The following is a 14347-nucleotide window of genomic DNA, read 5'->3' as shown; positions in this document are numbered from 1 at the left end:
GATCGCAAACGAACCCCGGCCTGGCCGGGGTTCGTCGTTCATGGGGCCGGGCCTGTCGTAGCATGGGCCGGTCGACCGCCGCCGCTGGGGCGCGGGATCGCATTGGAAGGCATGCAATGGAAGCACTGATCGCCCTGGTTGTCCTGGTTCTGCTGGCCATTCCACTGTTGCTGGTGGTGGCGCTGGTGTTGATCGCCGGCCTGCGCCGCCGTGTTGCCGCGCTGGAAGGCGCGCTGGCCGCCGCACCGGCTTCCCGACCGGTCCCGGTTGCCGCCGCCGAGGGTGCGCCTGCACGGCCGGTGGTGACGCCTGTGGCCAGTGCTGATCCGCCTTTCCTGCGGCCCGCACCGACCGCAGCGCCACCGCCAGCGCAGCCGCCGGTGCCCGAAGCGCCTCCCGCCGACGTGCTCGTGCCGCGCCCGGTTGCGCCGCCGCCGGTGCCCTCGGCCCCTGTCGCACCGCCGTTGCCGGCGGAACCGGCGCTGCCGAATTTCATCGAGCGTGGCATCGGCGCGGTCAAGCGCTGGTTCACCGAAGGCAACGTGCCGGTCAAGATCGGCATGCTGGTGCTGCTGGCCGGCGTCGCCGCGCTGCTGAAGTACGTCAGCGACCAGGGCTGGCTGGTGCTGCCGATCGAGCTGCGCCTGGCCGGCATCACCGTGGGTGCGCTGGGCCTGCTGGCATTCGGCTGGCACCAGCGCGAGCGCCGGCGCCTGTTCGCGCTGGCCCTGCAGGGTGGGGCCATCGGCGTACTGCTGTTGACCATCTTTGCCGCGTTCAAGCGATTCGAACTGCTCACGCCGGGGTTCGCCTTTGCCAGTTCAATCGCACTGGTGGCGGGGCTGTGCGTGCTGGCGGTGGTGCAGAACTCGCGCACGCTGGCGGTGCTGGGCATCCTGGCCGGTTTCATGGCGCCGTTGTGGTTGTCCACCGGCAGCGGCAACCACGTGGGATTGTTCAGCTACTACGCCGTGCTCAACGCCGGCATCTTCGCCATCGCTTGGTTCCGCCCCTGGCGCGCGCTGAACCTGCTGGGCTTCGCCTTCACCTTCGGCATCGGCACGTTCTGGGGCGTGCTGCAGTACGCGCCGGACAAGTTCGCCAGCACCGAACCGTTCCTGCTGCTGTTCTTCGCTTTCTACCTGTTGATCCCGCTGCTGTACGCGCGCCGGCAGCCGGCCGGGCGGCGCGACCTGGTCGATGGCAGCCTGGTGTTCGGCACGCCGCTGGTGGCGTTCTCGCTGCAGGCGGGAATGCTGCATGAGCAGCCGATGACGCTGGCGCTGTGCGCGCTGGGTCTGGCGGCGATCTACGCGGTGCTGGCACGGGCATTGATCGCACGCGCGTCGTACACCGTGCTGGCGCAGTCGCACGCGGTGCTGGCGGTCGGCTTTGCCACGCTGGCGGTGCCGCTGGCGTTGTCGGCGCGTGCCACCGGTGCGGTGTTCGCGCTGGAAGGCGCCGGCCTGGTCTGGCTGGGGCTGCGCCAGAAGCGCTGGCTGCCGCAGGTGGCCGGTGCACTGCTGCAGATCGGCGCGGCGTTCGCTTTTGTTGCAGGCGCCGACCACTGGCTTGAAGACGCGCGCTTCCTGCTCAACCCAACGGCCATTGGAGCACTGTTGCTGGCCGTGGCCGGGTTCGCCTCGGCGTGGAGCTACCAGCGCAGGCCGCGCCATGAGGTCGCACTGGTCTATTACCTGTGGGGGCTGCTGTGGTGGCTGGGGGGCTTGTCCACGAGATCTTCCGCTTCTTCCCGCACCGTGCCGAAGCCGATGCGCTGCTGGTGCTGGTGGCCGTCACCGCGTGGCTGGCCGCCGAGATGCAGCGCCGCCAGCCGGCGCGTGCGCTGGGCGTGACGGCGCTGGCGATGCTGGCGCTGGGCTTCCCGCTGGCCCTGATGCAGAGCGATGCGCACCAGCAGCCGTTCGCGGGCTACGGCGCGCTGGCCTGGGCCGTGTTCGCACTGCTGGGCGTGCGAACACTGCTGTGCCTGCGTCAGGGCGGCGACACCGTGGCGCGCATTGCGCAGTTCCTGTGGTGGCTGCTGTGGCCGTCGCTGCTTTCGCTGCTGGCGCTGTGGGGCGGTGGCGAGGCTGGCCTGGCGCAGGGCTGGACGACGCTGCTGATCACCTTGCCGTGGCTGCTGATGGCCGCGCTGTCGCTGTGGCGCTGGAGCGTACTGCGTTGGCCGCTGGGTGAAGCGTTCGACCGCGCGCGTACGCCCCTGCAGTGCGTGCTGTTCGGGCTGCTGTCGATCGGCTGGCTGTTCGGCCAGCTGTTGCCGGGCGATGCCGCTCCGCTGCTGTGGCTGCCGGTGCTGAACCCGGCCGAGGTCGGGCAGTGGCTGAGCCTGCTGCTGCTGGCGCGTTGGCTGTACAGCGGGCAGGCACCGCAGGCCTTGCTGAATCTCCGCACGCCGCTGCTGGCACTGTCGGCCTTCGTCGCGCTGACCAGCCTGGTGCTGCATGGCGTGCATCAGTGGGGTGGCCTGTCGTGGAGCGCGTCGATGCTGCGCTTCAGCCTGGCGCAGACCAGCCTGACCGTACTGTGGAGCGTGCTTGGCGTGATCGCCTGGGTGTGGGGTTCGCGCCGCGGCCAGCGTGTGCTGTGGATGGTCGGCGCGGTGCTGATGGGCGTGGTGCTGGCCAAGCTGGTGCTTGTCGATCGTCAGCACCTGGGCAACCTGCTGGGCATCGCATCGTTCATCGCCTACGGCCTGCTGTGCACGGTCGTGGGCTATCTGGCACCGGCACCGCCCAGCGCGGCGCCGACCGTGGAGGAAACACAATGAAAACGTGGAGCAGGGCACTGCTGCCGGCGATGTTCGGCCTGCTGGCCGCTGTGGCTGCGCAGGCCGCCGAGTATCGAACGCAGTACGCCGAACAATGGCCGCTGACGCTGTCCAGCGCACAATCCGGTGCCTACCGTATCGTGCTGGAACCGGCGATCTACCGCCGTTCCGGTGCCGCTGACCTCGGCGATCTGCAGGTGTTCAACGCGGCCGGGCAGTCACTGCCTTCGGCGCTGCTGGCGCCGGACCAGCCGCTGGCGCAGCCGCCGGTGCAGCGTGAACTGCCCTGGTTCGCGCTGCCGCCGTTGGCCGAAGCGCAGCGCAACGATCTGCAGTTGCTGACCGAACGTGATACCGACGGCCGCGTGCGCCGCGTCGAGGCGCGCGTGGGTGCCGGCGTGGCTGCCAACGCGCAGGGCGGCTGGCTGATCGACGCCAGCGTGCTGGACAAGCAGCCGATGGCAGCGCTGGTGCTGGACTGGGCCGACAGTGGCCAGCCTCTGCAGGCGCAGGTGCAGCTTGACGCCAGCGACGACCTGCAGCACTGGCGTCCGTTGGGCCGTGACATTCCGCTGGTGGATCTGCAGCGCGCCGGCAAGCGCCTGCTGCAGCGCCGCCTGCAGGTGGACGGTGAAGCACGCTACCTGCGCGTGCTGGCACAGGGCGACGCACGCCTGCCGGCCCTGCGCAGCGTACTGGTTGAACTGCCACCGGCACCGGCCACGATTCCGTGGGAATGGCTGTCGCTGGAGCCGGCCGCGGCCGGCAAGGGCGAGTACACCTTCGAGATGGACGGGCGCTTCCCGGCGGCACGTGCCGACGTGGCCAGCACCGACAACAGCCTGGTGCAGTGGACGCTGTTCAGCCGCGATGACCCGGGCGCGGAATGGCAGCGCCGCAGCGCGCCGTGGATTGCCTACCAGGTGCAGCAGGGAACGCAGGGCCAGCGCCAGCAGTCGGCCGCGCAGCCGCTGGGCGGCGTGTACCGCGACCGCTACTGGAAACTGGTGGCGAACCCGGCGGAGTCCGCGACCGCGCCGACCCTGCGCCTGGGTTACCAGCCGGAAGTGCTGGTGTTCCTGAGCCAGGGTGCCGCGCCCTACGCGTTGGCGGTGGGCAGTTCGACCGCGCGCCGCGCCGAAGCCCCGATCGGGGTACTGATCGAGGAACTGCGGCAGCGCAATGATCCGTCATGGCAACCGACACTGGCACGACTGGAGGGCAGCCCCGAGCCGCTGGCCGGCGATGCCGCGCTGAAGCCGCAGCATGACTGGAAGGCGTGGCTGCTATGGGCGCTGCTGGGCCTGGGCGTGCTGGTGGTGGGGGCTGGCGCTCAGCCTGCTGCGGCAGAAGCCTGCGCCTTCGGCGTAGGTTCCGGCGAACGGCACATCCCCTCGTGGGTGGGGTTGGTAGTGCAAAGCAGGAGCAAAAGCCGCGCTTGGCCGGGCGGGGTGGGTTCGCGGGGGACGCCGCAAGTACGTCCTTGTAGGCTTGGCAGCCGCATCCATGCGGCTGACACCCCCGCGAACCCACCCCGCCCGGCCTCTGACAGTTTCCGGTTGCTTCCACCCACGGAAGAGAAATTGGAGAGCAAGAGCAAAAGCAGCTTGGCTGCGCGCTTCTTGTAGAGCCGAGCCCACGCTCGGCTGCTGTTCGCGGTAGATCCAGCCGAGCATGGGCTCGGCTCTACAGAACAGCGGGCCCTCGGGGTCAGATCCGTTTTCCGCAGGAAAACGGATCTGACCCCTTCTTTCTCCATCCGATATCAGAAACCGCTCTTGCCTTTGCCATCCGCATCACCTCATGAACCTGTCGAGGCCGGGGCGGTGTGGGTTGGCAGGGGTGTCAGCCGCATGGATGCGGCTGCCAAGCCTCCATGGACGGATTCACGGCGTCCCCTGCCAGCCCACACCGCCCCGGCCCACCTCCAGCATCATGAAGCGCCAGCGCTTCGGCCGTTGCGGTTGCCGTTGCAGTTGCCGTACGCCTCTGCCTGCCGCAGGCATCGGCCCCCCGCCACCCGCACCCGATACAATGGCCGTCTGCCGCATCCCGGCATCCCGTCCCTGAGCCAAAGAGTTGCCCATGTCCATCGTCCGCATGACCGACCTCGACCTCTCCGGCAAGCGCGTGCTGATCCGCCAGGATCTGAACGTGCCGATCGAGAATGGCCGCATCACTTCCGAACAGCGCATCACCGCTTCGCTGCCGACGCTCAAGCGCGCGCTGGAGCAGGGCGCGGCGGTGATGGTCACCTCGCACCTGGGGCGCCCGAAGGAAGGCGTGTGGAGCGAAGCCGATTCGCTGGCGCCGGTCGCCGCCCGCCTGTCCGAACTGCTCGGCCGCGAGGTTCCGCTGGTGCGTGACTGGGTTGACGGCGTGGACGTGCAGCCGGGCCAGCTGGTGCTGCTGGAAAACTGTCGCATGAACGTGGGGAGGGCAAGGACGATGAAGCCCTGTCGAAGCAGTACGCCGCGCTGTGCGATGTGTTCGTGATGGATGCCTTCGGCACCGCGCACCGCGCCCAGGCTTCCACCCACGGCGTCATCCGCTTTGCCCCGGTGGCTGCCGGCGGCCCGCTGCTGATGGCCGAGCTGGATGCGCTGGCACAGGCGCTGGACGCACCGGCCAAGCCGTTGCTGGCCATCGTGGCCGGCAGCAAGGTCAGCACCAAGCTGGAACTGCTGGCCAATCTGGTTGGCAAGGTCGACCAGCTGATCGTCGGCGGCGGCATTGCCAACACCTTCATCGCCGCCGCCGGCTACAACGTCGGCAAGTCGCTGTACGAACCGGACCTGCTGGATACCGCCAGGAAGATCGTGGCCGATGCCAAGGCGCGCGGCGCGGACATTCCGCTGCCGGTGGACGTGGTCACCGCCAAGCAGTTCCTGCCCGATGCCGTTGCCGAAGTGAAGGCGGTTGATGCCGTTGCCGAAGACGACCTGATCCTGGACATCGGCCCGCAGACCGCCGCGCAGTACGCGCAGCTGATCGGCAAGGCCGGCACCGTGGTCTGGAACGGCCCGGTCGGTGTGTTCGAGTTCGAAGCCTTCAGCAAGGGCACCGAAGCGCTGGCCCGCGCCATCGCCAGTTCGCCGGCATTTTCCATCGCCGGCGGTGGCGACACCCTGGCGGCGGTCGATAAGTTCGACATCGCCAAGGACGTCAGCTACATCTCCACCGGTGGCGGCGCGTTCCTGGAGTTCCTGGAAGGCAAGACCCTGCCGGCAGTGGCGGCACTGGACGCGCGCGGCGCATGAGTGCCGACCCGCGCAGGGATGTCCTGTTCTTCGACCTGGACGGCACGCTGATCGATTCGCAGGTGGGCATCACCGCCTGCATCGCCTATGCGTTGCAGAAGATGGACCATCCGGTGCCGGCGCAGGACACGCTGCTGGGCTGGATCGGTCCGTCGTTGCGCACCACCTTCGCGCCGCTGTTCGGTGAACCGGCGCGTGTGGAGCAGGCGGTGGGTTACTACCGCGAGCGTTTCGACGCCGAAGGTTGGCGCGAGCACACCGTGTATCCGCAGATCGAAGACACCCTGCGCACGCTGCATGGTCGCGGCCACCGCCTGGCGGTGGTTACGGCCAAGAACGAGCCGCACGCGCGCCGTATCCTCGCCCACCTGCCGTTTGGTGGGCTGTTCGAGGAGATCGTCGGTTCCACCCTGGACGGCTCACGCAGCCACAAGCCGGAACTGGTCGGCGAGGCGTTGCGCCGCCTGCGGGTGCAGCCGGCACAGTGCTGGATGATCGGCGACCGCCGCATGGACATTGAAGGCGCACGTCACCACGGCCTGCGCAGTGTCGGTGTGCTGTGGGGCTTTGGTGGCGAGGCTGAACTCACCGAAGCCGGTGCCGGCCAGCTGGCACGCGAACCGGCGCAGCTGACGACGCTGCTGGCGTAGGCTCCTGGAGAGCCGAGCCCATGCTCGGCTGCTTCGGCGTATGCCCAGCCGGGCATGGGCTCGGCTCTACGGAATGCCCTGCGCCAGCGTATGTCCGGGGCATGTCCGTTGCATGACCCGCGAAGTCAGGTGGCGCAAGGCTGTAACCGTATACATGGGGCGTGAAGGATGTGCTAATTTCCGTTCTTTAACGGGAGAGGCCCCTTCACCATGTTCGAGCGTCAGCGTCGCACCAAGATCCTTGCCACCCTCGGTCCGGCCACTGATCCGCCGGGCGTGCTGGAGGATCTGTTCCGCGCCGGCGTCAACGTGGTGCGCCTGAACTTCAGCCATGGTGATCCGTCCGGCCAGGCCAAGCGTGCGGCCGAAGTGCGTGCCGCCGCGGCCCGCGTGGGCGTGGAAGTGGGCATCCTGGCCGACCTGCCGGGCCCGAAGATCCGCATCGAGCGCTTCGCCGAAGGCAAGGTGCAGCTGAAGGCCGGCGACCGCTTCGACCTGATCGCCAGCGAGAACGCCGGCCCGGGCAACGCCAGCCAGGTCGGCGTCAGCTACCTCGGCCTGCCGCAGGACGTCGGCCCCGGTGATGTGCTGCTGCTCGACGATGGCCTGATGCAGCTGCAGGTGGTGGAAGTGCAGGGCGACCGCATCGTCAACACCGTGCTCAACGATGGCGTGCTGTCCGACCGCAAGGGCCTGAACAAGCAGGGCGGCGGCCTGTCGCTGGGCGCGCTGACCGAGCGCGACAAGGAACTGATTGGCATCGTCGCCAAGATCGGCGTCGACTTCATCGCCGTGTCGTTCTGCCGCAACGCGCAGGACATGAACGATGCGCGCGAGATCGCCCGCTCACACGGTTGCGACGCCGCGCTGGTCTCGAAGATCGAGCGCACCGAGGCGATCGAGAACCTGGAAGAAATCGTCGAGGCCAGCGACGTGGTGATGGTGGCCCGCGGTGACCTGGGCGTGGAAATCGGCGATGCCGAACTGCCGGGCCTGCAGAAGAAGATCATCAAGGCCTCGCTGGCGCAGAACAAGGTGGTGATCACCGCCACGCAGATGCTGCAGTCGATGGTGGAAAGCCCGATCCCGACCCGCGCCGAAGTGCTGGACGTGGCCAACTCGGTCATCGACGGTACCGACGCGGTGATGCTGTCGGCCGAAACCGCCGCTGGCGCCTACCCGGTCAAGGCCGTGGAAGCGATGGCGCGCATCTGCCTGGGCGCCGAGCGCCAGTTCCAGACCGAGACCGATTTCAACGCCTCGCCGCGCAACCTGGAGCGTGCCGACCAGGCCATCGCCATGGCCACCATGTTCCTGTCGCAGCACGTGGGCGTGCGCGCGATCGTGGCGATGACCGAATCCGGCGGCACCGCACGTTACCTGTCGCGTTTCCGCGCCAAGGCGCCGGTGTTCGCGGTGACCCGCCATGACGGCGCACGCCGGCAGATGGCGCTGATGCGCGATGTCTACCCGATCAACTTCGACAGCCGCGGGCTGACCCCGCGCGAAGCCGCACGTGGCAGCATCCGCCTGCTGGTGGAATCGGAACTGCTGCAGGCCGGTGATCGCGTCGTATTCACCAGCGGCGAGCACATGGAGACGCTGGGCGCGACCAACACCCTGCGCCTGCTGGAAGTGGGCGAGGACGGCCGCGCCAGCGGCCTGGGCGACCTGTAAGCGGAGCTGCCGGGCCAGGGTCAGAGCCCCTTAGGGGATCTGACCCCATGGCGCAGGACACACGTTGTCCTGTGCGGACATTGGAATCGTTTCCATCCTGGCCTCGACGTCGAGGCAACGGGTGGCGGGGCTATACTTACGTTTTTCCCGCACCCGCCACAGGAAGTACATGAGCATCGAACAGCTGGCTGAAACCGCCCAGGCCATGGTTGCCCCGGGCAAGGGCATCATCGCGATCGACGAGTCCACCGCTACCATCGCCAAGCGTTTTGCTGGCGTCGGCATCGAGAACACCGAGGAGAACCGTCGCGCCTACCGCGAACTGCTGCTGACCACGCCGAAGCTCAACGAGCACATTTCCGGCGCCATCCTGTACGACGAAACCATCCGCCAGTCGACCAAGGACGGCGTGCCGTTCGCCAAGTACATGACCGACCACGGCATGATTCCGGGCATCAAGGTGGACAAGGGTGCGCACCCGCTGGCCGGCTGCCCGGGCGAGCTGGTGACCGAAGGCCTGGACGGCCTGCGCGAGCGCCTGCAGGAGTACTACAAGCTGGGCGCGCGCTTCGCCAAATGGCGTGCGGTGATCAACATTGGCGAGAGCATTCCGTCGGGCACCTGCATCGAGTCCAACGCCCACGCGCTGGCCCGCTATGCGGCGCTGTGCCAGGAATGCGGCCTGGTGCCGATGGTCGAGCCGGAAGTGATCATGGACGGCGACCACGACATCGAGACCTGCTACGAAGTGACCGAAGCGACCCTGCGTTCGCTGTTCGATGCGCTGTACCAGCAGAACGTGCTGCTGGAAGGCACCATCCTGAAGGCCTCGATGGTCATCTCCGGCAAGGGCTGCGATGAGCAGGCCGACGTCGAGGAAGTGGCCGAATCGACCGTCATGTGCCTCAAGAGCACCGTGCCGGCGATCCTGCCGGGCGTGGTGTTCCTGTCCGGCGGCCAGACCGACGAGCAGTCGACCGAGCACCTGAACGCGATGAACCAGCTGGGCAACCTGCCGTGGCCGCTGAGCTTCTCCTACGGCCGTGCCATGCAGCAGGCCGCGCTGAAGCTGTGGGCCAAGGACATGAAGGGCAACTACGCCGCTGCCCAGAAGACCGTGTATGAGCGCGCCAAGGACAACGGCCTGGCCGCGCTGGGCAAGTGGAACGGTTGATCCGTTCCATCGCAGGATGAACAGGGCAACGCCGGCATCACGCCGGCGTTTGCTTTTGCGGGTATCGTTTCCGCCCCCGCGTGCCCGGCCGGCATGCGGGAACTACATGGAAGGCCAAGGAGAAACAACATGCGTTTGGCAGCACTCACACTGGCCGTTGCCACGGCCCTGGTCGCCGGCGGTTGCAACCGCATCGGTGGCAGCGCGGATGCGGGCAAGGCCGCGTCGCTGGAATTCGACAAGCCGGTGTCCGGCGAGATCACCTCGCGCAGCGGCATCAACTTCAACGACGGCAGCCATCACCAGCTCTACCAGATCACGCTGGCCGACAAGGACCTGGTCGGCCTGAAGCTGACCGGTGCACTGAGCGGTTCGATCGCCGTGTTCAGCAACGGCAGCCTGGTGTCCACCAGCAACACCGGCTACGAGCGCGAAGGTGACGTTTCGCTGGCCTTCCGCGCCAACGGCGGCGGCACCTACCAGGTGGCGGTCAACGCCGATGGCGCCACTGCCTTTGGCCCGTATCGCCTGCGCGCCGAGAAGCTGAAGCCGTATGACGGCAAGCCGCTGCTGGGCAGTGGTGAGGTGGTCGACATGCTGGCCAGCGATTCGCAGGACTACACGCTGCAGGTGGAGAAGGAAGGCCTGTACGAGATCCGCCTGGTGTCGGACGTGTTCGATCCGGTGCTGAAGCTGTCCGGCCAGGGCGTGGATGCCGAGAACGACGATGGCGGTGACAGCACCAACTCGCGCCTGAGCCTGTCGCTGAAGCCGGGCAAGTACACCCTGACCGCGCGTGGCCTCGGCAGCGGCGTCAATGGCATGTTCACCCTGACCGCCACGCGCATCGAGCTGCCGGGCAATCTGGTCGAGCGCGATGGCAGCGCGCTGCCGAGCTCGGGCAGCGTGTACACCATGCTCGACGATGAGGGCCGCCGCCGCTTCCTGCTGACCCTGGATCGCCCGGCCGACGTGCGTCTGGATGCGATCTCCAGCCAGGTCGACACCGTGCTGCGCGTGGTCGGTGGCGACGTTGAGCTGAGCGACGACGATGGTGGCAATGGTACCAATGCGCGCCTGCAGGAAACGCTGCCGGCCGGTCACTACACCGTGGACGTGTCCAGCCTGAACGACGCTGCCGGCCTGGTGGAAGTGCGCGTGCAGGTGGAGGGCGCCAGCGCGGGTGCCGCCGCCGCGGTGGCCGAGGACGCCGCCGTGGAAGCCGCCAGCCCGTGAGGTGGATCCACGCCATGCGTGGATGACACTGACCGAACAACGGAAAAGGCCGGGCAATGCCCGGCCTTTTCCGTTCTCTCAACCCGTCGCTCAATGCGCGGCGGCCAGGCCTGCATCGCCCAGCGGCGGCAACATCGCGCCGCGCGGCTCGCTTTCCGGACTCTGGCCCGCTGCAGCCAATGCCTGCTGATAGGCCTTGGCCGTGGCCGTATTGAACGCGACCAGCACGATGCGCATCGGCTGCGCATGGCTGCGCTGCCACGCCAGCGTTTCGGTCACCGCGATCTGCGCGGCCTGGTACAGCGGATAGCCGTACACACCGCAACTGATGGCCGGGAACGCGATCGACTGCACGCCCAACGACTCGGCCAGTTGCAGCGATTTCCAGTAGCAGTTGGCCAGCAGTGCCGGTTCGTCGCGCTGGCCGTCGTGCCAGACCGGTCCCACCGTGTGCAGTACATGTCGCGCCGGCAACGCATAGGCACCGGTGGCACGTACTTCGCCGGTCGGGCAACGCACGCCCGGGCGCAGCTCCGGCAACTGCGCGCATTCGGTCAGCAATGCGGCGCCGGCCGCGCGATGGATCGCGCCATCGACACCGCCGCCACCGAGCAGTGCCTCATTGGCCGCGTTGACGATCGCATCCACCGCCAGGGTCGTGATGTCGCCCTGCCAAACTTCGATCTTCATGCGTCCGTCTCCTGCCTGTGAGGTGATCCGCGCAGCATCTGCGCCGGCTGTTCCCACGGTAGGGGACAGGGCATCGATACTGCGTCATGACCGTCTCACGCGCTGCGATCCGACGGCCTTCACGCACGATGGAGGGTGGCGCCTTCACGCAGGCTGAAGCAGAACGGGGTCGGAGCCCTTTCCCTGCGGAAAAGGCTCTGACCCCGGGTGTCACGGCAGACCGGCCAGCCACTCGTCGTCGGAGCCTTCATTCACATCGGCAAACAACGGCGTGGAGAAATAGCGTTCACCGGTGTCCGGCAGCATCGCCAGGATCACCGAACCCGGTTCAGCGCGCGCGGCCACGTCCAGCGCGCTGGCCACGGTGGCACCAGCGGAGATGCCGACGAAGATGCCTTCCTCGGCCGCCAGGCGGCGTGCGGTGGCAATGGCACGGTCGTCGTCGACCGACACCAGTTCGTCCACCACATCGCGGTTGAGCACGTCTGGCACGAAGTCCGGGGTCCAGCCCTGGATCTTGTGCGGCTTCCAGTCATCGCCCTTCAGCAGCGCGGCACCGGCCGGCTCGGTAGCGATGATGCGGGTCTGCGGGCGCGCGACCTTCAGTACTTCACCAACGCCGGTGAGCGTGCCGCCGGTGCCCCAGCCGCTGACGAAGTAGTCCAGCCGCTTGCCGGCGAAGTCACGCAGGATCTCGGCGGCGGTGGTGTTGCGGTGATAGGCCGGATTGGCCGGGTTGGCGAACTGGCTGGCCAGGAACCAGCCGTGCTGCTCGGCCAGCTCGCGCGCCTTGCGCACCATGCCGCTGCCACGCTCGGCGGCTGGGGTCAGGATCACCTTGGCGCCATAGGCGCGCATCAGCTTGCGGCGTTCCACCGAGAAGGTCTCGACCATGGTCGCCACGAACTTGTAGCCGCGCGCGGCGGCCACCATCGCCAGCGCCACGCCGGTGTTGCCCGAGGTGGCCTCGACGATGGTGTCGCCGGGCTTGAGCAGGCCACGCGCTTCGGCGTCGAGGATGATCGCCAGCGCCAGCCGGTCCTTTACCGAGCCGCCGGGGTTGAACGACTCGACCTTGGCGTAGACGCTGACCTGTGGCGGCGCCAGCCGCTGCAGCTTGACGATGGGGGTGTTGCCGACGGTATCGAGGATGGAGTCGTACAGGGCCATGGATGCACTCCGGAAACGGGGCCGCGCCGGGCATCGGCGGGCAAAGGGGAGGGCTGGCTGTTCAGGCCAGCGGCTGCCGGCTGACCGTAGCGCCGGCATATGACGCCCGGAAATGACCAGATACCTTTCTTAAACAACCTTTGGTTATAAGCTGGTGACGGCAATTGACCCTAGAGTGGACCTCCGCCCCATGCCGCCTGCCCGCCCATGACGCTGACCCAGCTGCGCTACCTGGTTGCCATCGCCGACGCCGAGCTGAACATCACGCTGGCCGCCTCGCGCGTGCACGCCACCCAGCCCGGCCTGTCCAAGCAGCTCAAGCAGCTGGAGGACGAGCTCGGCTTCCTGTTGTTCGTGCGCAAGGGGCGCAGCCTGGAATCGGTCACCCCGGCCGGCACCGAGGTCATTTCGCGTGCCCGTGCGGTGCTGGCCGAAGCCAACAACATCCGTACCTACGCGGCCAACCAGCGCCGCGAGAGCCAGGGCCAGCTGATCCTGACCACCACCCACACCCAGGCGCGTTTCGTACTGCCGCCGGCGGTGGCGGCGATCAAGCAGGCCTACCCGCAGGTCAGCGTGCACCTGCAGCAGGCGGCCGAGGCCGACGCGCTGGACCGGTTGAAGCAGGGTGATGCCGATATCGCCATCATCAGTACGGCTGGCAGTGAACCGACCGATGGCATTGCGGTGCCGCTGTTCCGCTGGCGGCGGTTGGTGGTGGTGCCCAAGGGCCACCCGCTGGACCGCGCCGGGCGCGTGCCGGACCTGGCCGCGCTGGCCCGGCAACCGTTGATCAGCTATGAATCCTCCACGCGCCCGAACTCGTCGCTGCAGCGTGCCTTCGCCGCCCATGGCTTGGTGCCCGATCTGGCGCTGACCGCGCTGGATGCCGATCTGATCAAGACCTACGTGCGCACCGGGCTGGGCGTGGGCCTGTTGGCCGAGATGGCGGTCAGTGCCAATGATGAAGACCTGAAGGCATGGCCGGCCCCGGACCCGATCAGCGAGTGCATCGCCTGGGCGGTGCTGCCGCGCGATCGGGTGCTGCGCGATTACGCGCTGGAGCTGGTGCATGTGCTGGCACCGCAGATCGACCCGCGCGATCTGCGAAGGGTGCTGGATGGCAACCAGGCCGCCGCGTGGCCGGTGCCGCCGACGTGGGAATCGCTGACCCAGACCATCACGGTGTGAGGTGGGTCGAGCAGGGCTTGCAGCCCTGCACCTGCTGTAGTGCCGGCCGCTGGCCGGCAACCTCAACAGCAACAGCAGAAGCAGGCATTCCGTGGGATGGCGGGGCGGTGTCGGAGTGTGGGGTGTCAGCCGCATGGATGCGGCTGCCAAGCCTACAGGGACGTACTTGCGGCGTCCCCGCACTCCGACACCGCCCCGCCTCTGACAGATTCAGGCGGCTGTGGATAGGTGTCGACCTTGGTCGACACATCTGTCAGATATCGAAATACATATGGGGTCAGATCCGTTTTCCGAAGGAAAACGGATCTGACCCCAAAAGCCGTTCCAACAGACCGCAGAAAACTGTCGAAGGCGAGGTGGGTCCGGTTGCGGGGGCGTGAGCGCCATGGATGGCGCGACCGAGCCTCCATGGACGGATTCACGGCGTCCCCCACAACCGGACCTACCTCGCCACCCCGCGGATTGCCCGCGTTTGACGTTGACGTTGATTCGGCAGGTGCAGGGCTGC

7 protein-coding genes and 3 pseudogenes are annotated in these 14347 nt (G+C 67.7%); 8 read left to right on the top strand and 2 right to left on the bottom strand.

Translation table 11 applies throughout. From position 1 onward, the window contains the following. Positions 1-116: 116 nt before the first annotated feature. The 7 genes and pseudogenes from N4G47_RS15355 to N4G47_RS15325 all read left to right on the top strand — a co-directional run bounded on the left by N4G47_RS15355 (position 117) and on the right by N4G47_RS15325 (position 10788). Positions 117-2791: pseudogene (locus N4G47_RS15355) on the top strand (DUF2339 domain-containing protein). Then, positions 2788-4162, top strand: a pseudogene (locus tag N4G47_RS15350) (DUF3999 domain-containing protein). Before N4G47_RS15355 ends, N4G47_RS15350 begins: the two co-directional pseudogenes overlap by 4 nt. A 714-nt stretch (positions 4163-4876) precedes the next feature. Further along, positions 4877-6051 (top strand): annotated as a pseudogene (locus N4G47_RS15345) (phosphoglycerate kinase). Next, the gene (locus tag N4G47_RS15340) at positions 6048-6701 is read left to right on the top strand and encodes an HAD hydrolase-like protein (protein ID WP_107231691.1); all 654 of its coding nucleotides are present in this window, start codon (positions 6048-6050) and stop codon (positions 6699-6701) included. The pseudogene N4G47_RS15345 and the gene N4G47_RS15340 overlap by 4 nt, the downstream one beginning before the upstream one ends. Before the next feature lie 210 nt (positions 6702-6911). After that, entirely contained in the window at positions 6912-8378 is a 1467-nt protein-coding gene (pyk, locus tag N4G47_RS15335) for a pyruvate kinase (protein WP_107231692.1), read from the top strand. Between the two features lie 169 nt (positions 8379-8547). Then, positions 8548-9552 carry a class I fructose-bisphosphate aldolase gene (locus N4G47_RS15330; RefSeq protein ID WP_475288357.1) on the top strand — a complete coding sequence of 335 codons (1005 nt, stop codon included), beginning with the start codon at positions 8548-8550 and terminating at the stop codon, positions 9550-9552. A gap of 129 nt (positions 9553-9681) precedes the next feature. Next, positions 9682-10788 carry an ABC transporter substrate-binding protein gene (locus N4G47_RS15325; protein WP_475288353.1) on the top strand — a complete coding sequence of 369 codons (1107 nt, stop codon included), beginning with the start codon at positions 9682-9684 and terminating at the stop codon, positions 10786-10788. A gap of 90 nt (positions 10789-10878) precedes the next feature. On the opposite strand, the gene N4G47_RS15320 is transcribed toward N4G47_RS15325, so the two are convergent. Continuing rightward, positions 10879-11478, bottom strand: a complete 600-nt coding sequence (locus N4G47_RS15320; RefSeq protein ID WP_475288350.1) for an O-acetyl-ADP-ribose deacetylase — start codon at positions 11476-11478, stop codon at positions 10879-10881. Between the two features lie 210 nt (positions 11479-11688). Further along, positions 11689-12648 carry a cysteine synthase A gene (cysK, locus tag N4G47_RS15315; protein WP_475288346.1) on the bottom strand — a complete coding sequence of 320 codons (960 nt, stop codon included), beginning with the start codon at positions 12646-12648 and terminating at the stop codon, positions 11689-11691. A gap of 207 nt (positions 12649-12855) precedes the next feature. On the opposite strand from cysK, the gene N4G47_RS15310 reads away from it, so the two are divergent. After that, positions 12856-13839, top strand: coding sequence for a LysR family transcriptional regulator (locus tag N4G47_RS15310; RefSeq protein WP_107231697.1), 984 nt, complete (start codon positions 12856-12858; stop codon positions 13837-13839). Positions 13840-14347: the final 508 nt, after the last annotated feature.

The organism is Stenotrophomonas sp. GSD10 (genome assembly GCF_056172695.1).
This window is presented reverse-complemented; position numbering and strand designations above follow the sequence as displayed.

What these genes read in the sequence shown, in the direction of transcription:
- N4G47_RS15340 (WP_107231691.1), top strand. Translation starts at nt 6,048, where the DNA reads ATGAGTGCCGACCCGCGCAGGGATGTCCTGTTCTTCGACCTGGACGGC.
- N4G47_RS15325 (WP_475288353.1), top strand. Translation starts at nt 9,682, where the DNA reads ATGCGTTTGGCAGCACTCACACTGGCCGTTGCCACGGCCCTGGTCGCC.
- N4G47_RS15310 (WP_107231697.1), top strand. Translation starts at nt 12,856, where the DNA reads ATGACGCTGACCCAGCTGCGCTACCTGGTTGCCATCGCCGACGCCGAG.
- cysK (WP_475288346.1), bottom strand. Translation starts at nt 12,648, where the DNA reads ATGGCCCTGTACGACTCCATCCTCGATACCGTCGGCAACACCCCCATC.
- N4G47_RS15330 (WP_475288357.1), top strand. Translation starts at nt 8,548, where the DNA reads ATGAGCATCGAACAGCTGGCTGAAACCGCCCAGGCCATGGTTGCCCCG.
- N4G47_RS15320 (WP_475288350.1), bottom strand. Translation starts at nt 11,478, where the DNA reads ATGAAGATCGAAGTTTGGCAGGGCGACATCACGACCCTGGCGGTGGAT.
- pyk (WP_107231692.1), top strand. Translation starts at nt 6,912, where the DNA reads ATGTTCGAGCGTCAGCGTCGCACCAAGATCCTTGCCACCCTCGGTCCG.